The 19,004-nt window shown below is 70.2% G+C and carries 13 protein-coding genes; 7 read left to right on the top strand and 6 right to left on the bottom strand.

Features of this window, described 5'->3' with window-relative positions; genetic code table 11:
* Positions 1–67: 67 nt before the first annotated feature.
* On the bottom strand, positions 68–2,785 hold the full coding sequence (gene acnA / locus ACWC1K_RS06370; RefSeq protein WP_450829105.1) for an aconitate hydratase AcnA: 2,718 nt from the start codon (positions 2,783–2,785) through the stop codon (positions 68–70).
* A 448-nt stretch (positions 2,786–3,233) separates the two neighbouring features.
* On the opposite strand from acnA, the gene ACWC1K_RS06365 reads away from it, so the two are divergent.
* Positions 3,234–4,763: a helix-turn-helix domain-containing protein gene (locus ACWC1K_RS06365; RefSeq protein ID WP_389080248.1), complete on the top strand. Its 1,530-nt coding sequence runs from the start codon at positions 3,234–3,236 to the stop codon at positions 4,761–4,763.
* A 149-nt stretch (positions 4,764–4,912) separates the two neighbouring features.
* On the opposite strand, the gene ACWC1K_RS06360 is transcribed toward ACWC1K_RS06365, so the two are convergent.
* Both ACWC1K_RS06360 and ACWC1K_RS06355 read right to left on the bottom strand, forming a co-directional pair.
* Positions 4,913–8,698, bottom strand: coding sequence for a TIR domain-containing protein (locus ACWC1K_RS06360; protein ID WP_450829104.1), 3,786 nt, complete (start codon positions 8,696–8,698; stop codon positions 4,913–4,915).
* Positions 8,699–8,865: 167 nt separating this feature from the next.
* Positions 8,866–10,137 (bottom strand): hypothetical protein, encoded by a 1,272-nt coding sequence (locus tag ACWC1K_RS06355; protein ID WP_450829103.1) that lies wholly within the window; start codon positions 10,135–10,137, stop codon positions 8,866–8,868.
* Positions 10,138–10,389: 252 nt separating this feature from the next.
* Between ACWC1K_RS06355 and ACWC1K_RS06350 the strand changes: the two genes are divergently transcribed.
* From ACWC1K_RS06350 to ACWC1K_RS06335, 4 genes are all read left to right on the top strand, one after another.
* Positions 10,390–11,277 (top strand): DUF4231 domain-containing protein, encoded by an 888-nt coding sequence (locus tag ACWC1K_RS06350; protein ID WP_450829102.1) that lies wholly within the window; start codon positions 10,390–10,392, stop codon positions 11,275–11,277.
* A 659-nt stretch (positions 11,278–11,936) separates the two neighbouring features.
* Positions 11,937–12,761 carry a molybdate ABC transporter substrate-binding protein gene (gene modA / locus ACWC1K_RS06345; protein WP_450829101.1) on the top strand — a complete coding sequence of 275 codons (825 nt, stop codon included), beginning with the start codon at positions 11,937–11,939 and terminating at the stop codon, positions 12,759–12,761.
* The gene (gene modB, locus ACWC1K_RS06340) at positions 12,758–13,612 is read left to right on the top strand and encodes a molybdate ABC transporter permease subunit (RefSeq protein ID WP_450829100.1); all 855 of its coding nucleotides are present in this window, start codon (positions 12,758–12,760) and stop codon (positions 13,610–13,612) included. Before modA ends, modB begins: the two co-directional genes overlap by 4 nt.
* On the top strand, positions 13,609–14,694 hold the full coding sequence (locus ACWC1K_RS06335; protein ID WP_450829099.1) for an ABC transporter ATP-binding protein: 1,086 nt from the start codon (positions 13,609–13,611) through the stop codon (positions 14,692–14,694). The genes modB and ACWC1K_RS06335 overlap by 4 nt, the downstream gene beginning before the upstream one ends.
* A 102-nt stretch (positions 14,695–14,796) precedes the next feature.
* Here the strand turns inward: ACWC1K_RS06335 and ACWC1K_RS06330 are convergent, their stop codons facing one another.
* Entirely contained in the window at positions 14,797–15,261 is a 465-nt protein-coding gene (locus ACWC1K_RS06330; protein WP_450829098.1) for a DUF6299 family protein, read from the bottom strand.
* Between the two features lie 224 nt (positions 15,262–15,485).
* On the opposite strand from ACWC1K_RS06330, the gene ACWC1K_RS06325 reads away from it, so the two are divergent.
* A complete protein-coding gene (locus tag ACWC1K_RS06325) occupies positions 15,486–15,677 on the top strand; it encodes a DUF5999 family protein (protein WP_450829097.1) in 192 nt (63 codons plus the stop codon).
* Between the two features lie 30 nt (positions 15,678–15,707).
* Here the strand turns inward: ACWC1K_RS06325 and ACWC1K_RS06320 are convergent, their stop codons facing one another.
* Positions 15,708–16,106 carry a RidA family protein gene (locus ACWC1K_RS06320; protein ID WP_450829096.1) on the bottom strand — a complete coding sequence of 133 codons (399 nt, stop codon included), beginning with the start codon at positions 16,104–16,106 and terminating at the stop codon, positions 15,708–15,710.
* Positions 16,103–17,278, bottom strand: coding sequence for an acyl-CoA dehydrogenase family protein (locus ACWC1K_RS06315; RefSeq protein ID WP_450829095.1), 1,176 nt, complete (start codon positions 17,276–17,278; stop codon positions 16,103–16,105). The genes ACWC1K_RS06320 and ACWC1K_RS06315 overlap by 4 nt, the downstream gene beginning before the upstream one ends.
* A gap of 122 nt (positions 17,279–17,400) precedes the next feature.
* Between ACWC1K_RS06315 and ACWC1K_RS06310 the strand changes: the two genes are divergently transcribed.
* Positions 17,401–18,993: an AMP-binding protein gene (locus ACWC1K_RS06310; protein ID WP_450829094.1), complete on the top strand. Its 1,593-nt coding sequence runs from the start codon at positions 17,401–17,403 to the stop codon at positions 18,991–18,993.
* The last annotated feature ends 11 nt before the right edge of the window (positions 18,994–19,004 follow it).

Raw genomic sequence — 19,004 nt, 5'->3', positions numbered from 1 at the left:
GTGGACACGGCGAGGGCCGCACCCCCGGCATACCGGGGATGCGGCCCTTAACTGCCTTGCCGGCCGCTTACTTGCGGATCAGGCTGCGCAGTACGTACTGCATGATGCCGCCGTTGCGGTAGTAGTCGGCCTCACCGGGGGTGTCGATGCGGACGACCGCGTCGAACTCGACACCGGTGTCGGTGGTGACCTTGACGGTGCGCGGCGTGGTGCCGTTGTTGAGCTCCTCGACGCCGGTGAAGGAGAAGGTCTCCTCGCCGGTCAGGCCGAGGGACTCGGCGTTGGCGCCCTCCGGGAACTGGAGCGGCAGGACGCCCATGCCGATGAGGTTCGAGCGGTGGATGCGCTCGTACGACTCGGCGATGACGGCCTTGACGCCGAGGAGCGCGGTGCCCTTGGCGGCCCAGTCGCGGGACGAGCCGGAGCCGTACTCCTTGCCGGCCAGGATGACCAGCGGGATGCCCTGCTCGATGTAGTTGCGCGAGGCGTCGTAGATGAACGACACCGGCGCGTCGGGCTGGGTGAAGTCGCGGGTGTAGCCGCCCTCGGTGCCCGGCGCGATCTGGTTGCGCAGGCGGATGTTGGCGAACGTGCCGCGGATCATGACCTCGTGGTTGCCGCGGCGGGAGCCGTAGCTGTTGAAGTCGCGGCGCTCGACGCCGTGCTCCGTGAGGTACTTGCCGGCCGGGGTGTCGGCCTTGATCGCACCGGCCGGGGAGATGTGGTCGGTGGTGACCGAGTCGCCCAGCTTGGCCAGGACGCGGGCGCCGGAGATGTCGGAGACCGGAGCCGGCTCGTGCTCCATGCCCTCGAAGTACGGGGGCTTGCGGACGTAGGTCGACTCGGGGTCCCACTCGAAGGTGTTGCCGGTCGGGATCGGCAGCGCCTGCCACTGGGCGTCGCCCGCGAAGACGTCCTGGTAGGACTTGTTGAACATGTCCTCGCCGATGGCGTTGGCCACGACGTCGTTGACCTCGGCCTCGGAGGGCCAGATGTCCTTCAGGAAGACCGGGTTGCCGTCCTGGTCGGTGCCCAGGGCGTCACGGGTGATGTCCACCTTCATGGAGCCCGCGAGGGCGTACGCGACGACCAGCGGCGGGGAGGCCAGGTAGTTCATCTTGACGTCGGGGTTGATACGGCCCTCGAAGTTCCGGTTGCCGGAGAGGACCGAGGTGACCGCGAGGTCGTGGTCGTTGACGGCCTTGGAGACCTCCTCCGGCAGCGGGCCGGAGTTGCCGATGCAGGTGGTGCAGCCGTAGCCGACCAGGTTGAAGCCGACCTTGTCGAGGTACGGGGTCAGGCCCGCCTTGTCGAAGTAGTCGGTGACGACCTTGGAGCCAGGGGCGAGGGTGGTCTTGACCCAGGGCTTGCGGGTCAGGCCCTTCTCGACCGCCTTCTTGGCCACCAGGGCGGCGGCGACCATGACGTACGGGTTCGAGGTGTTGGTGCAGGAGGTGATGGCCGCGACCGTCACCGCGCCGTGGTCGATCTCGTACGTCGAGCCGTCGGGGGCGGTGACGGTGACCGGGTTGGACGGGGCGCCGTTCGGGGCGACGGCCGGGGCGTCGGAGGCCGGGAAGGACTCCTTGCCCGACTCGTCGACGTCGTCGACGTAGTTGCGGACGTCCTGCTTGAACTGCTCGGCGGCGTTCGCGAGGACGATACGGTCCTGCGGGCGCTTCGGGCCGGCGATGGAGGGCACGACCGTCGACAGGTCGAGCTCCAGCTTCTCGGAGAAGTCCGGCTCGGCCTTCGGGTCCAGCCAGAGGCCCTGCTCCTTGGCGTACGCCTCGACGAGCGCGACCTGCTGGTCGCTGCGGCCGGTCAGGCGCAGGTAGTTCAGGGTCTCGTCGTCGATCGGGAAGATCGCGGCGGTGGAGCCGAACTCCGGCGACATGTTGCCGATGGTGGCGCGGTTGGCGAGCGAGGTGGCGGCCACGCCCTCACCGTAGAACTCGACGAACTTGCCGACGACGCCGTGCTTGCGGAGCATCTCGGTGATGGTGAGCACGAGGTCGGTGGCAGTGGTACCCGGGGTGAGCTCACCGGTCAGCTTGAAGCCGACGACGCGCGGGATGAGCATCGAGACCGGCTGGCCGAGCATCGCGGCCTCGGCCTCGATGCCGCCGACGCCCCAGCCCAGCACACCGAGGCCGTTGACCATGGTGGTGTGCGAGTCGGTGCCGACGAGGGTGTCGGGGTACGCCTGGCCGTTACGGACCATGACCGTACGCGCGAGGTGCTCGATGTTGACCTGGTGGACGATGCCGGTGCCGGGCGGGACGACCTTGAACTCGTCGAAGGCGGTCTGGCCCCAGCGCAGGAACTGGTAGCGCTCCTTGTTGCGGCCGTACTCCAGCTCGACGTTCTGCTTGAAGGCGTCGTTGGTGCCGAACTTGTCGGCGATGACGGAGTGGTCGATGACCAGCTCGGCCGGGGCCAGCGGGTTGATCTTCGCCGGGTCGCCGCCGAGCTCCTTGACGGCCTCACGCATGGTGGCGAGGTCGACGACACAGGGCACGCCGGTGAAGTCCTGCATGATCACACGGGCGGGCGTGAACTGGATCTCCTGGCTGGGCTGCGCCTGGGAGTCCCAGCCGCCGAGGGCGCGGATGTGGTCGGCGGTGATGTTCGCGCCGTCCTCCGTGCGGAGCAGGTTCTCCAGCAGGACCTTGAGGCTGTACGGCAGTCGGGCCGAGCCCTCCACCTTGTCCAGCCGGAAGATCTCGTACGACTCGTCGCCCACCTGCAGCGTGCTGCGGGCGTCGAAGCTGTTCGCCGACACGACAGTCTCCTTCATTGATGTGCGCGTACTCACCACGATCCTGCCGCCACGGCATCTGGGCCGATCCGCTAAGGTAAGGCTAAGTTAGGTCTGCCTTACCCGAGGTGGCGGCTGTGGTGCTCCTCGGCAGATATCTCGATGTCGAGATAACTCTAGTACATGGGGCCGGGATGGTCATGCCCGACCTCGTCACACCCGCGCCCCGACGACTCCGCCCGCCGCGCTCGCGCGACCGGCCCCGCCAGCCGATTATCCGGCGAAAATGGACATTTGGCGCGGGCGCCCATCAGTGCGCCGCGCCTGGGTACCCGCCCCGCCACGGGGAAGTCCGTCCGACCCGAAGGGAGGCGCTCACCCACCGGCCCCCCATGAGGCGACGTTGACGGTCCGTCACCCGAATGGACCCCCTTCACGTGCCTCATCTCATATCTGAGATAGCCTCAACCTCATGGCAGACGACTACCTCGTACGCATCGGCAAGCTCATCCGTGACGCCCGGCAACATCGCGGCTGGACACAGGCCCAGCTCGCGGAGGCGCTCGGCACCAGCCAGAGTGCCGTCAACCGCATCGAGCGCGGCAATCAGAACATCAGCCTTGAGATGATCGCTCGAATCGGTGAAGCCCTGGAGAGCGAAATCGTCTCCCTGGGCTATGCGGGGCCGATGCATCTGCGGGTGGTCGGCGGCCGCCGGCTGTCCGGCGCCATCGACGTCAAGACGAGCAAGAACGCCTGTGTCGCACTGCTCTGCGCCTCCCTGCTCAACAAGGGCCGCACGGTGCTGCGCCGGGTGGCGCGGATCGAGGAGGTGTACCGGCTCCTGGAGGTGCTGGGCTCCATCGGTGTGCGCACGCGCTGGATCAACGACGGCGTGGACCTGGAGATCGTGCCGCCCGCCGAGCTGGACATGGCGGCGATCGACGCCGACGCCGCCGTACGGACGCGGTCCATCATCATGTTCTTCGGCCCGCTGCTGCACCGCATGGACCACTTCAAGCTCCCGTACGCGGGCGGTTGCGACCTCGGCACGCGGACCATCGAGCCGCACATGATCGCGCTGCGCCGCTTCGGCCTCGACATCACCGCCACCGAGGGGCAGTACCACGCGCTGGTGGACCGGACGGTGCGGCCCGACCGGCCGATCGTGCTGACCGAGCGCGGGGACACCGTCACCGAGAACGCGCTGCTGGCCGCCGCCCGCCACGACGGCGTCAGCGTCATCCGCAACGCGTCCTCCAACTACATGGTCCAGGACCTGTGCTTCTTCCTGGAGGCGCTGGGCGTCAAGGTCGAGGGCATCGGGACGACGACCCTCACCGTGCACGGCGTTCCGCAGATCGACGTCGACGTCGACTACTCCCCCTCCGAGGACCCGGTCGAGGCGATGAGCCTGCTGGCCGCCGCGGTGGTGACGGAGTCGGAGCTGACGGTGCGTCGCGTGCCGATCGAGTTCCTGGAGATCGAGCTGGCCGTCCTGGAGGAGATGGGGCTGGACCACGACCGTACGCCCGAGTACTTCGCGGACAACGGCCGTACCCGGCTGGTGGACCTCACCGTGCGGCCCTCCAAGCTGGAGGCCCCGATCGACAAGATCCACCCGATGCCGTTCCCGGGTCTGAACATCGACAACGTCCCGTTCTTCGCGGCCATCGCCGCCGTCGCGCAGGGCAAGACGCTGATCCACGACTGGGTCTACGACAACCGCGCGATCTACCTGACGGACCTCAACCGCCTCGGCGGCCGCCTCCAGCTCCTCGACCCGCACCGGGTGCTGGTCGAGGGCCCGACCCGCTGGCGCGCCGCCGAGATGATGTGCCCGCCCGCGCTGCGGCCCGCGGTGGTCGTCCTGCTGGCGATGATGGCGGCCGACGGCACGTCCGTGCTGCGGAACGTCTACGTCATCAACCGGGGTTACGAGGATCTCGCGGAGCGGCTCAATTCGGTGGGGGCGCAGATCGAGATCTTCCGGGACATTTGACGCATGAATGCCGTGCTCCCGGGACGGTCCCCCACGCGAGCACACCGTCGGTGCTGCCCTCGCCCAGCGGGGCGATCACACCCGCCTCGGCCAGAGCGGGCTTCCACACGTAGGAGTGGACGTAGTTGCGGCGGGTCACTCACCGGCGTTCAACACGCAGGGGTGTAGCGCTGGTTGGAAACGAACCTGCTCCACTCCTGCCTGAGCAGCGGGCGACCGACCACGGAGCAGAGACTGCTGTGCCACGCCTGAGGGTCGACCAGCGCGGAGACGATCGTCCCCGGAGCCAGCCCCACCGTCCGTCTCCCGTCCGCGGTCATCTCCGCGACGGCTCCGGTGCCCAGTCGGGCCAGGACCGGTCCGGTCCTGGCGTGGTGGAGGAGGTCCCACAGCACTACCGCACCACCGTCGGAGTCGAGGGTGATGACGGCTACTCCGTTGGCGTCGGAGAGCCGCACCGCACGGATGGTGGCTCCGACACTGACGTCCACCGCCAGTTTCTGATGCGTTTCGGCATCGAAGATCACCAAGGACTGCCCGGATTCGGAGGCGGCGACGAGTGTCCGCCCGTCCTGGCTGAAGGCGACCGTGTGGGCAGCTCCCTGGTAGGACAGGACGGAGCGGCCAGTCGTGGTGTTCCACTCGTGCAGCACCCCTTGGTCGTCCACTGCCGCCAGCCAGTGACCGTCGGGGCTCAGCGCAGCCGCGTCCACGGAGCCGAGGCTGTAGCTTCGGACGATGTGGCCGGCAGTGGTGTCCCACGCATAGATGATGTGGTCCTGCGAGACCGCCAGGTACAGCAGCCGGCCGTCCGGTGAGAGGGACAGGCCGGTGGTTTTCTGTGGCGTACCGTTCGGACCGACACTCTTGATCAGAGCGACCCGGTTCCGCCCCGGCAGAGCGAAGACCTCGACGATCGTGGTCAGGACCCTCTTCCCGCTCATGGCCGGCGGCAGAGTGACCGTCTCGCTCACCGCGAGCCGGGTGCCGTCCCTGCTGTAGGTGATCCCGTTGCCGGCCCCCCTGAGCCGGATGGTCCCCTGAAGCGTTCCGGTGCGGGTGTCGAAGAGCTGCACCGTGCGTCCGCTCACCCCGGCGAGCGTGCCTCCGTCGGGGCTGACGGTGGACGAAGGACGAGCTTTGTCGTCACCACCCCTGAGGGGGATCTTGGAGACCAGGCGTCCGGCGGCCACGCGATCCCAGGCGACGACCCCTGTCTCGGTGACGGAGACCGCGGCGCGACCGTCCGGGCTGAAGGCGACGTAGGGATGACCGGGGTCGGGGTAGGAGAGGTCCCACACACCGGTGCCTCGTTCTCCACCGGTGCTCAACCACATCCCGTGGGTCGCAGTGATCCCGGTCAGTGCGGCGACCTGCTCATCGCTGTCCGGACCGCTGACGCTCTCGAGCTGGGCGGGTTCGACGTCCCCCAGCTTTCTACGGGACTGGAGGTCCCACACGTCGAACCGGCGGCCGTCGGTGTCCGACAGCAAGGCGCGGCGGCCGTCTTCGGACACGCTCCGGATCCTCATGCCCTGCTCCGGCACCCACGGTGTGCCCTTGCCTCCCGCAGGCAGGATCTCCGGAGGACCGTTACCGGTGTCGACGACCGGCTCGTCGGAAGCGGTCCAGCCGAGGAGCTGTCCAAGGCCGGTTTTCACACTGACGTGGACATCCGATGCCGAGGACGCCGTGAGGACGTCGTGGAGCGAACCCCGCTCATCGGACAGACACCACATCCACTTGCCCGAGGGACTCAACCAGCTGAAGCGGCAGCCGGAATCATCCCGGGCCAGGAGCCGCCGGGTCGGGACGCTCCACGTCCAAGCCCGCTGGTAGTCGGTCGATGCCACAAGGATCCGGCCGTCGGGACTCAGCCCGCCACTCCAGTCGAATGGCGGGCCGTCTTCCTTCAGGTCGAAGGAGGCCACCGTGCGCCTGGCGATCGTGTCGGTCACCGTGATCTGCGTCCCGGCCAGCAGCGCGACCACGCGACCGTCCGGAGTGAGGCCGCGCTGCCCCTTCTTGGGCAGCCGGCCATGAAACGTACCGCGTAACCGCCACCCTTTGACGTCCCATATCTGAGTCGTCCCGTCCTCGCGTCCCACGGCCAGCGTCGAGCCGTCCGCGCTGAACACGGGCCAGCCCGCTCCCTTCGTGTCCTTGCCCGGCAGAACCTTCGCGACCTGGTTGAACCGCATGAGCCGTTCGGCCATCGCGCTGCGCGCCTCCGCCGTGTCGGACTCGCCGTACGCCGCCGCGGCAAGCAGCGACGAGATGTCCAGGCGGCCTCCCGACTGGCTCTGGGAGGCGGTGGCGAGCAAGCGGGAAAGGGACTCACGGCGGTCGGCCTGCGCCCCGGACTGGGCGACCACCACCAGGGAGGACAGGCTCACGATCGCGAGCAGGACCGCGACGGCGCCGGTCCGGAAACGGATCCGTCGCCGCCTTCTGGCGCTACGGCTGCTGTCGATGAACTCCTGCTCTTCATCGGTGAGTTGGGCCATGAAACCGGGAGAGGTCGGTACGTTGTCACGCAACCACTCGGCCGCACCCAGCTCGTCTTCCCGGAGCAGGAAACCGTCACTTCTGCCGCTCTCCCGCCATTCGTGGGCCTGCAACCCGAGCCGGGTGTGACCGTTAACCCACCGGTGCTCCTGGGCGGTGAAGGCCGCGATGTGGTGCACGCCCTCGTCGAAGCGGTCCGGATCGGACATGTCGAGGCGCTGAAAGGCGGTCAGTTCCTCCCAACCCGCTTCCCGCAGCGCCGCTCCGGCACCCGACGCCAACTCCGCGTCGATGATCACGGGGAGGATCCGTTTACGTCCCTCGATCGCCTGGCGGCACTCATCCCAACAGTACGGAGACGCCAGGGACTTGGGGCTGATCAGCACGATCAGCGCGTCGGATTCGCGGATGCCGTCGGATATCGACTTGCGCCATCTCTCGGAGGGCTTGATCGCCTGCCAGTCCACCCATACTTCTCTCACCCGGCCGTGAAGAGCATCGGTCATGGCCCGGGCGAAGTCGGTGTCGCTGCGCGAGTAGCTGAGAAAGACCTTGCCTCCGGTGCCGTCGTTTGCACGGGCGAAAGGGTTGCGTACGGCCCCGGCACGGTCGGCGGCCTGCCGCGCGGCCGCGGCGACGAGCCCGGAGACGAGGCCGGCTCCGGCAAGCAGCAGCGGCCAGTAAGGCTGTTCGAAGGACGGTCCGAACAGGCTGCTGCCGATCTGCTCGTCCAGCCAGGCGTAGACCCAGGTCACCGAGCGCCACCTCGGGCCGGGAGTGGCCTCGCCGTAAGTGATCGGCAGCACGAGAAGGCGAATGGCCCACGCGGCAACGCCCATGCCGACGGCACCCGCAAGGGCGCTCAGCGCCATGCCCCGCTCCGGGGCCGGGACCCTCCGGTGCTCGGTCTCCCCGCCCACCCGAACGCCGGCGGCAGCGTGCCAGCTCAGCGCCAGCAGCACGTCGAGGACGGTGTAGATCCATGGGGACACGGGTCCCAGGTGCTGGACCCTATGGCTGCCGAGCGCGGCCACAACGGCCAACTGAACCGGCGGCAGCCAGGCCTCCGGAGCGGCAAGCCGTCTCCAGGACCAGTCCACCGTAAGACGCTTCACCCCGCGGTTGCGCAGCACAAGGCCACAGTTGGCAAGGACCGGGCTGAACACGAGGCCGGGTACGACGAGCGCCATCAGGGAGACGACAGGTCCGAGGAACGGGTAAAAGACGGACCACGTCACCGCACAGGCGGCTGCCCACGCCACTCTTCTGCTCCGACAGAACTCCCGAACCCGCGCCCGCACCGGCCGTTTCCCAACGCCGCTCTGCGCCCCCCGCGCCACTTCGGTCTCCGATCTCCATCGGGCAACAGTGAGTCCTCGCGTCACCCAACATGCCACATGGGCAGCGCACTTGGCGTGTGTGCACATTGAGCTGATCGTGCTGACGCGCCGGCACGAGGACCATTCAGGCTCGGCCGCCGAGCCGGCCGTCAGGCACGGGACGTAGGTGCTGCTGCATCGGCTGGAGCCGCCGGTGATCCGGGGGAGGCGGCCGGGGCACCGCCGCGGTGCCAGGGGTACTGAGAGAGTGCGGCCTAGGTGCGTGGCCTCGACGGCGCAGTCCGGTAGGCCAGCGAGGCTCTCCACATGCGTGCGTCACGGTGATGAAGCAGAAGGGCTCCGATGACCATCACGGCCCCGACGGGGACGAGCAGAGAGGTGTGGACGATGGGCTCCGACGCGTGGAGGACGAGCTTCGCGAAACCGCCCACCAGCGTGAACACCAGGGGCAGTCCGGCGGAGAAGAACGTCAGCAGGATGACGGCGATCTTCGCGCCGCGCCATGAGCCCCACAGCATCCCGGCAATCGGAAGGCCCAGGAAGCAGAGGAGCGCCAGGATCTGGCTGCCCGAAGGGGGCGAGATCGTGACGAGCGCCGCAGCCCAGGCGAACGTGAGCAGCGGCACCGCTGTCCTGACCGGCCAAGGGCGGGGCAGACGGGTCGAGGGCAGACCCGGCGGGTTGAGGCCGGCCCGCTGGTACACGGGCCGGATCGCCAGGGGGAAGGCCGACTTCACCCATGCGTTGGGGCTGATGAGCCGTCCTGCGTCGAATTCGGGATCGTCGTCACTGCCCAGTGGGGTGATGTGCGGTGTCCAGTCGGCGTCGAACCAGACCGTCTCCCGCACAAAGGCCGGCCCGTCCCATTGGTCCTTCCGGCTCGCGTCGCCTTCCGAGGCGGGAGGCAGACCCTTGGGAAAGATGTCCTGCAAGGCGCTTCTGAAGGATTCGTACTGCGCGGCGTCGCGCACGCCGACAAGCACCAGCCGCTCCGGAGGGCAGCGCGCCACGACCTGCTCCACCTCCCATCTGAGGCTGCGTCCCGGGCCGCAGACCAGAAGGACGAGAACCGCTCGGTCCAGTGCCGCGAGGACCTGGCTCTGCCACTCCAGATCGGAGGAGTAGTGGCGTCCCGCACCGACCTGCGGCAGCCGGTCGCTCGGCCGGCCCAGGGCCACCATGGCGCCGAAGGGTTCGACGGCCTGGCGCAGTTGCTCCTCCTCGGTATCGGTGACCGCTCCCCACGGCCCGGCCCTCATCGAGCCTTTCTGGATCGACGCAAGGCCCTCGTCGTCGGCAAAGGACCGCAGGAGCAGGACGACGGGCCGGCCCTGCGGAAGGCTGTCGAAGGACTGGACCACCTCGGCCCGGTGCCGGCCTCCCTCGCGAATGGCCCGCCGCCCCCCGGACAACATCAGGATCATCAGGCCCAGTTCCACGGCTGTGGCCACCCAGCTCTGGCCGGCATTCCACTCGTGCAGGGCACGGTAGGACTTCGCCCCGCAGACCATCGCGACACTCATCATGAGAGTGCCGAGGATCTGTAGTGACAACCCCTTCAACGGCGACTGGCGGAACTCTGCTCGGGGCCGGGGAGGCCGTCTGCGGTCGGACGGCGTACTCGGACCGCTCGATGCGGTCGGTTCCCTCGGTGCACTCGGTTCACCCGGCGTACTCAACTGCCGTTCGGGCGGCGGCCCTTGGTCTTCCGGCATCTTCCCCCGCTCCCTGCACCCGCGTCCCACACGTCGTCACGTCAGGCTGGCACAATCATCCGCATGGGGGAATCAACGGACCTGGCCGCTCGCCGTGTCTGGGACTGGCAGAGCGTGTGGTCGCAGGCCGCCAACGACGCGAAGCAGCAGCTGGGGAGGGCGCGAGCCGTCGGCCTGGTGCTGGGCATCGCGGCCGCGTCACTTTCCACCCTCGGGGCGCAGGTCATGGGCTGGCAGTCGACGCTGGGCCGGTCGTTGACCCTGATCGCCGCCGTCTGCGCCGGGCTTGTGCCCCTGGCTGCCAGCCGCTCCGGAGCATCCGCGCTGCGGGACTGGACCCGGTTGCGCTCGGTGAGTGAGGCACTCAAGAGTGAGGTCTTCATCTGCCTGGCAGGAGTCGGCGACTATCGCGGGCCGGACGCAGCGCGCCAACTGCTGGACCGGGCCGAGCGCGTGGTGGCCGACGCGGGTGACCTGGCATACCGCAGCAGAGGACTGGCCCCCAAGCAGCGTTCGCTGCCGGACGTCGTGGATGTGGACTCCTACGTGGCGGTACGCCTCGTCGAGCAGATCAATGGCTACTACCGGCCGCGCGCCGCCCTCATGAGTCGTCGTTGTGCCATCGTGCGGCGCTGCGAAGTGGCACTCGCCGGCCTCGCAGCCGTCCTGGGCGCAGCGGGCTCCGTCTTCGGCACGGACAGCGCCGCCGTCTGGGTGGCGACCGTCACCACCGTCACGGCGACCGTCACCGCACATGCTGCCGCGGCCCGCTACGTCTACCAGGAACTGGAGTTCTCGCGCACCGCGGCCGAGCTGGAAGGCATGCTCGCCCGCCGGGAAGCTCTGACCGAGCCTGGCGAAACGCGGGACGACGACGGCTTCGTCGATCGCTGCGAATTGGTGATCTCCGCCCAGAACGAGGCGTGGATGGCCAGGTGGGCCGCCGACTGACGTTGTGGTCCACGCGTATCGCGTCGATACCGCTGATGCAGCGGGCGCCGCAGCGGTCTGGGGCAGGACGAGCCGGGCGCACTCGAAGGCGGCCTCGGCGCGGTGCTGGGGCCGGGCGCCGGTCGTCGACCCCGCCCGCCGCAAGGACCGCCTCCGCTTCCTCTCGTCGTGCACGGCACCGACGGCCACCACGCCCTGCTCTCCTGGGCCGAGATCGTCGACCGCGCCGCCGGCAGATCGGGCACCGCCGCCCGGGCCGGCCGGTCCAGGTCGCCGGTGAGGACGGGCTCCGCCGCGGGTCCGGCGGCCGTACGGGCAGCTGCGAGAGTCCGGCTCACGGGCTACCACCTCCCGCACGACCGTAGCCGGACCACCCTCCCGTACAAACGCACATGCCATGCCAGCAGATCGCAACTCCGGCTCATGCGAAGTGACAGCAGACTTTCGCCTTGCATCTGCGGCAGTATCATCGGCGCATGCACACCTACCGGACCGGGTGGTGGCCATGGTCAGCCGAGAGTCGGCTGAGGAGCTGAAGCCGGAGCCCGGTGTTCCGGCGGTGCCGTGATCAAGTCGGCCCACGTGGTCGTCGAGAGACCGCGGACAAGCTCGCAAGAACGTAGCCGAGTCCGTCAGGACCTCAAGGGAGTGGACCCGTGATGACCCGTTCCGTGCGTCGGACCCGCCGGATGCTGCAGGTGACCGGTGTGAGCGCCGCCGCGCTGCTGGCCCTGAGCGCCTGTTCGTCCTCCGACGACTCCTCGACGAAGTCGGCCCCCTCCGCGTCGGCCTCGTCCTCGCCGAAACTGTCGGGCACGGTGACCGTCTTCGCCGCCGCCTCGCTGAAGGAGAGCTTCACGACGCTGGGCAAGGAGTTCGAGAAGGCCCACCCCGGTACCAAGGTGACCTTCAGCTTCGGCGGCAGCGACACCCTCGCCGCGCAGATCACCGGCGGCGCCCCGGCCGATGTCTTCGCCGCGGCGAGCCCCAGGACGATGAAGATCGTGACGGACAAGAAGGACGCGGTCGGCACGCCCGCCACCTTCGTCCGCAACCAGCTGGAGATCGCCACCCTGCCGGGCAACCCCGACAAGGTCGCCTCCCTCAAGGACCTCACCAAGTCCTCGCTGAAGGTCGTGCTGTGCGACAAGACGGTGCCCTGCGGCGCCGCCGCCCAGAAGGCGCTGGACGCCGGCAAGCTGAAGCTCACCCCGGTCTCCTACGAGCAGGACGTCAAGTCCGCCCTGAACAAGGTGGCGTTGAAGGAGGCCGACGCCGCGGTGGTCTACAAGACCGATGTGAAGGCGGCGGGCGGCAAGGTGCAGGGCGTGGAGTTCCCCGAGTCCGCCGACGCCATCAACGACTACCCGATCACCCTGCTCAAGGACGCGCCCAACGCCGCGGCGGCCAAGGCGTTCATCGCTCTGGTGCAGTCCGCCGAGGGGCGGCAGGTCCTGACCGCGGCCGGGTTCCTCAAGCCATGAGCTCTCCCTCCCGGGACAAGGCCGGCGCCGCGGACACCCTGACCGGTGGCCCGCGGCGTCGCCGCGCCCTCAGGGGCGGTGCTCCGCTGCCTCTCCTGGTACCCGCGCTGATCGGCCTGGCGTTCCTGGTCCTGCCCCTGGTCGCCCTGCTGATCCGGGCCCCCTGGCGGAGCATGCCCGGACTGCTGACCAGCACCGAGGTGTGGCAGGCGCTCCAGTTGTCCCTGGTCTGCGCGACGGCGGCGACCGCGGTGAGCCTGGTGGTCGGGGTGCCGCTGGCCTGGCTGCTGGCCCGTGTCGAGTTCCCGGGACGCGGTGTCGTACGGGCCCTGGTCACCCTGCCGCTCGTGCTGCCGCCGGTGGTCGGCGGCGTGGCGCTGCTGATGGCGCTGGGCCGCAACGGGGTCGTCGGGAAGTGGCTGGACTCCTGGTTCGGCGTCACCCTGCCGTTCACCACGGCCGGGGTGGTGGTCGCCGAGGCGTTCGTCGCGATGCCGTTCCTCGTCATCAGCGTCGAGGGCACCCTGCGCGCCGCCGACCCGCGCTACGAGGAGGCGGCCACCACCTTGGGCGCCTCCCGCTTCACCGCGTTCCGCCGGGTCACCCTGCCCCTCATCGCCCCCGGCGTCGCCGCGGGCGCCGTGCTGGCCTGGGCCCGCGCGCTCGGCGAGTTCGGTGCGACGATCACCTTCGCCGGCAACTTCCCCGGCCGTACCCAGACCATGCCCCTCGCCGTCTACCTCGCCCTCCAGAACGACCCGGAGGCGGCGATCGCCCTCAGCCTCGTCCTGCTCGCCGTATCGATCGCCGTGCTGGCCGGGCTGCGTGACCGCTGGATGACCGCCTCATGACCGACATCGAGAAGGCGGCCGTGGGCGCTCCCGCCCTCACCGGCGAGGGACTCGACGCCCGGCTGCTGGTCGAGCGCGGCTCCTTCCGCCTCGACGTGACGCTGAGCGCGGCGCCCGGTGACGTGGTCGCCCTCCTCGGCCCGAACGGCGCCGGCAAGACCACCGCCCTGCGCGCCCTGGCCGGGCTCGTCCCGCTCACCGGCGGCCATCTGCGCCTGGACGGTGAGGAGCTGGACCGTACGCCGCCCGAGTCACGGCCGGTCGGCGTCGTCTTCCAGGACTACCTGCTCTTCCCCCATCTCACCGCGCTCGACAACGTGGCTTTCGGTCCCCGCTGCCACGGCGCCACCAAGGCCGAATCCCGTGCCGCGGCCGCCGTGTGGCTGGAGCGCATGGGCCTCGGCGACCACGCGGGCGCCAAGCCCCGCCGCCTCTCCGGCGGCCAGGCCCAGCGCGTCGCGCTGGCCCGCGCCCTCGCCACCAACCCCCGTCTCCTGCTGCTCGACGAACCGCTCGCCGCCCTCGACGCGCGCACCCGCCTGGACGTCCGGGCCCAACTCCGCCACCACCTGGCCGGCTTCGAGGCCGTCGCCGTACTGGTCACACACGATCCCCTGGACGCCATGGTCCTGGCCGACCGCCTGGTCGTCATCGAGGATGGCCGCATCGTCCAGGAGGGCACCCCCGCGCACATCGCCCGCCACCCCCGCACCGACTACATCGCCCACCTGGTCGGCCTGAATCTCTACCGCGGGCAGGCCGAAGGCCACACGGTCCGCCTCGACGACGGCCCCGCCATCACGACCGAGGAGGACCTCACCGGCCCCGTCTTCGTGGCCTTCCCGCCCGGCGCGGTCACCCTCTACCGGGACCGCCCCACCGGCGCCAGCGCCCGCAACCTCTGGCGCTGCGAGGTGGCCGGCCTGGAGACCCACGGCGACCAGATCCGCGCCGCCCTCACCGGCGGACTCCCCCTCGCCGCCGACCTCACCACGGTCGCCGCCGCGGAACTCGACCTGCACCCCGGTGCCACGGTCTGGGCGACGGTGAAGGCGGCCCAGACGCACGCCTATCCCGCCTGACGTCACCCCCGCGGCCGGCGGCTCCCGTCGTTGCGCCGGTCATCCGCGGAGTGCCGGGCGCGTGCGCGCCGCCGGGCGGGTCCGGCGGCGCGCACGGGCGGGTCAGTCCTTGATCAGGGTGACCTCGTGCCGCTCGTCGGCGTGGATACGGGGCAGCGGCAGGATCCCCTCGAAGTGGAGTTCCGCGACCGTGGCCTCGACGCCGACCTTGCCCGGGCCGATGGCCGGCGACGGTCTGCTGGTGTTCTCCCAGCGGTGTGTCACCCCGTCGCACACGGCGATCGTGCCGCCGATGCCCTGGATCAGGGTCGAGGTGCCGTGGGCCGCGGAGGTCTTCGTGGTGCTCACGGAGGAGCTGACGAAGGCCGCGCCCGTGCTGCCCGTGCAGCGGTAGGTGCCGGAGAGGGTGACGGTGCCGTCCGCGGAGACATGGCCCGTCGGGTCGACGGTCACCGTCTCCTCCAGCTCCGCGGGCTTGTACGGGGTCGCGGTCGCCGAGACGGCAGGAGCGGTGAGCAGGAGCAGGGCGGCACCGGCGGCGAGAGCCAGGGCGGGTCGCTTGAACATCGGGAACCTCCAGTGGGTGGGGCTTCCACTGGTACCCGCCGGGCACGCTCCCGGCCGTGACCGTCACCCACTCGGTGGCGAGTCCGCCCCGAGGGTCCTGGAACCGTCCTGGTGTTGTCCGCGTGTTGTCACGCTTCACGTCCGGCCGTTCCGATGAGTCCGGCACGAGAGCATGGTCTACCCATGGGGCCGGCGGACGGCCCCGACCGACGTGGAGGTGCGCCATGTGTTCCCACCAGACTTCGTGCCCTTCCTTCGACGAGCTCGCCGTGCACGTGGTCGCCGCCCACCCCGAGCAGGGCTGGAGCCTCCTGTGCGACGGCGCGATCGTGTTCGACGACAGCGGTGAGCTGACGCCCGACGGCCGGGCCGTCGCACCGCACCGGGCACCGGCGGGATTGGCCGTCGCCGCCTGAGCAGACATGGGCGAGCGGGACTCGTGCGGGCTAAGGCAGCACCGCGAACCCGTCGAGCTCCACCATCGCCTCCTCGTCCCACAGGCGTACGACCTCCACGACCGCCATCGCCGGATAGTCACGGCCGGCCAACTCCCGCCACAGGCGCCCCAGTTCGGGAGCGTGGGTGCGGTAGGCGGCGACATCGGTGGCGTAGACCGTGACGCGGGCGAGGTCCGCGGGGGTGCCGCCCGCCGCGCGCAGGGCGGTGAGGAGGTTGGTGAGGGCCCGCTCGAACTGGGCGGGGAGGGTGTCGCCGGTGACCTTGCCGTCCGCGTCGAGCGCGGTCTGCCCGGCCAGGAAGACGACGCGGGTGCCGGTGGCGACGACGGCGTGGGAGAAGCCGGCGGGCGCGGAGAGATCGGGCGGGTTGACGCGCTCGGTGCTCACTCGGATGCCTCCCCGTCGGCGGACGGTCCGTTGTCCGGTCCGTTGTCCGGTCCCTTGTACAACTCCTTGGCGATGATGCCGCGTTGGACCTCGCTCGCGCCCTCGTAGATGCGGGGGGCGCGCACCTCGCGGTAGAGGTGTTCCAGGAGGTGGCCGCGGCGCAGGGCGCGGGCGCCGTGCAGCTGGACGGCCTGGTCGACGACGTACTGCGCGGTCTCGGTGGCGAGCAGCTTCGCCATCGCCGCGCGCTTCGGGACGTCGGGGGCGTTCTCGTCGTACGCCGTCGCCGCCGCGTACACCATGAGGCGGGCCGCTTCGGTGCGCAGCGCCATCTCGGCGACCTGGTGGGCGACGGTCTGCAGGTCCTTCAACTTGGCGCCGAACGCGTCCCGTCCGGCGGTGTGGGCGAGGGTCGCGTCCAGCGCCGCCTGCGCCATGCCGACCGCGAACGCGCCGACGCTGGGGCGGAACAGATTGAGGGTTCCCATGGCGACCCGGAACCCGCGGTCGGCCTCGCCGAGCACATCGTCCGCCGTGACGGGTACGGCGTCGAAGTCGAGGGCGCCGATGGGGTGCGGCGAGAGCATGTCCAGGGCCCTGCCGGTCAGGCCGGGACGGTCGGCGGGTACGAGGAACGCGGTCACTCCGCGGGCGCCGGCGCCGGGGGTGGTGCGCGCGAAGACGGTGTAGAAGTCGGCCTCGGGGGCGTTGGAGATCCAGCACTTCTCACCGGTGAGCCGCCAGCGGCCGGGGCCGTCGGGAAGGGCGGCCAGCGACAGCGCCGCCGCGTCCGATCCCGCCCCCGGCTCGCTCAGCGCGAACGCGGCGACCGCGCTCCCGTCGCTCACCCGGGGCAGCCAGCGCTCCCGCTGGGCCGCAGTGCCGTACGCATGGACCGGATGGGCGCCCAGCCCCTGCAGCGCAAGGGCCGTCTCCGCCTCCGTGCAGGCGTACGCGAGCGACTCGCGCATCAGGCAGAGGTCGAGGGCCCCCGAGGTGAACAGCCGCTCCAGGAGGCCGAGTTGGCCGAGTTCGGCGACCAGGGGGCGGTTGACGTGCCCCGGCTCGGTCTTCTCCGCCTTCTCCACGAGCGGGCGCAGCCGGTCGGCGGCCAAGGCGCGCAGCTCGGCACACCAGGCGGTTTGTACGGGATCGAGCGAGAATACGGGCATTGGCGGTCCCCTCTCTCGACATGACCCCTCGACGATATCGCGCACCGTTGACTGTCGTCACCAACACGATACGCTCGAACGAGCCCACCAGGACGCCCACAACGGCAAGGGGGCGCACCGCCATGAACGTCTCGGCCCACGTCGACACCTTCGCGCGCGACCACCTCCCGCCGCCCGAAGAGTGGCCTGAACTCCGGTTCGACCTGCCGGAGCTGCACTACCCCGATCGGCTGAACTGCGCCGCCGAGCTGCTGGACCACGCCGCCCCGGGCCGCCCTGTCTTCCACACCCCTGCCGGGCCTTCGTGGACGTACGGCGATCTGCGCGCCCGCGTCGACCGCATCGCCCATGTCCTGACGGGGGACCTCGGCATCCTCCCCGGCAACCGCGTCCTGCTGCGCGGCCCGACCACTCCCTGGCTCGTGGCCTGCTGGCTGGCGGTGCTGAAGGCGGGCGGGGTCGCGGTCACGGTGCTGGCCCAGCAGCGGCCGCACGAGCTGGAAGTCATCTGTGACATGGCGCTGATCCGGCACGCCCTGTGCGACATACGGGCCGTCGACGACCTCGCCAAGGCCGAGATACCGGGCCTGCGGATCACGACATACGGCGGCGACGCCCCCGACGACCTGCTGCACCGCCCGGCGCCCGGCACCCCGTATCCCACCGTCGCCACCGCGGCCGACGATGTCGCGCTGATCGCGTTCACCTCGGGCACGACCGGCCGACCCAAGGGCTGCATGCACTTCCACCGGGATGTGCTCGCCATAGCCGACACCTTCGCCAAGCATGTGCTGCACACCCGCGCGGACGACGTCTTCGCGGGCAGTCCCCCGCTCGGCTTCACCTTCGGGCTCGGCGGGCTTGTGGTCTTCCCGATGCGGGCCGGCGCCAGTGCGCTCCTGCTCGAACAGGCCCATCCCCGGCAGCTGTTGGCGGCGGTCGCCGAGCACCGGGTCTCCGTGCTGTTCACCGCGCCGACGGCCTACCGCGCGATGCTCGACGAACTCGACGCCCACGACACCTCGTCCCTGCGCCGCTGTGTCTCGGCCGGCGAGAACCTGCCCGCCGCCACCTGGCAGGCCTGGCACGAGCGGACCGGGCTGCGGATCATCAACGGCATCGGCGCCACCGAGCTGCTGCACATCTTCATCTCCGCGGCCGACGAGCAGATCAGGCCCGGCACGACGGGCGTGCCCGTACCCGGCTGGCAGGCGCGCGTGCAGGACGAGAGCGGACGGCCCGTGCCGGACGGCCGGCCGGGGCTGCTCGCGGTGCGCGGGCCCGTCGGCTGCCGCTACCTCAGCGACCCGCGCCAGCGTGTCTATGTGCGGGACGGCTGGAACGTCACCGGTGACACATACGTCCGCGAGAGCGACGGCTACTTCCGCTATGTCGCCCGCGCGGACGACATGATCATCTCGGCCGGGTACAACATCGCCGGGCCAGAGGTGGAGGACGCCCTGCTGCGCCATCCGGACGTGGTGGAGGCGGCCGTCGTGGGACGGCCCGACGAGGCGCGCGGGCAGGTCGTCGTGGCGTACGTCGTCCTCACCGAGGGCGCCGGGCGGGATGCCGAATCGCTGCGCGCCTTCGTCAAGTCCGAGCTGGCGCCGTACAAGTGTCCCCGCGAGATCGTCTTCCTGGACGCCCTGCCCCGCACGGCGACCGGCAAGCTGCAGCGCTTCAGACTCCGCACCGAAGGTGACCAGCACTGATGCCGAAGACC

This window comes from Streptomyces sp. NPDC001492 (genome assembly GCF_053597275.1).
Note: the sequence above shows the minus strand (reverse complement) of the source record. Positions and strands in the feature narration are given on the sequence as shown.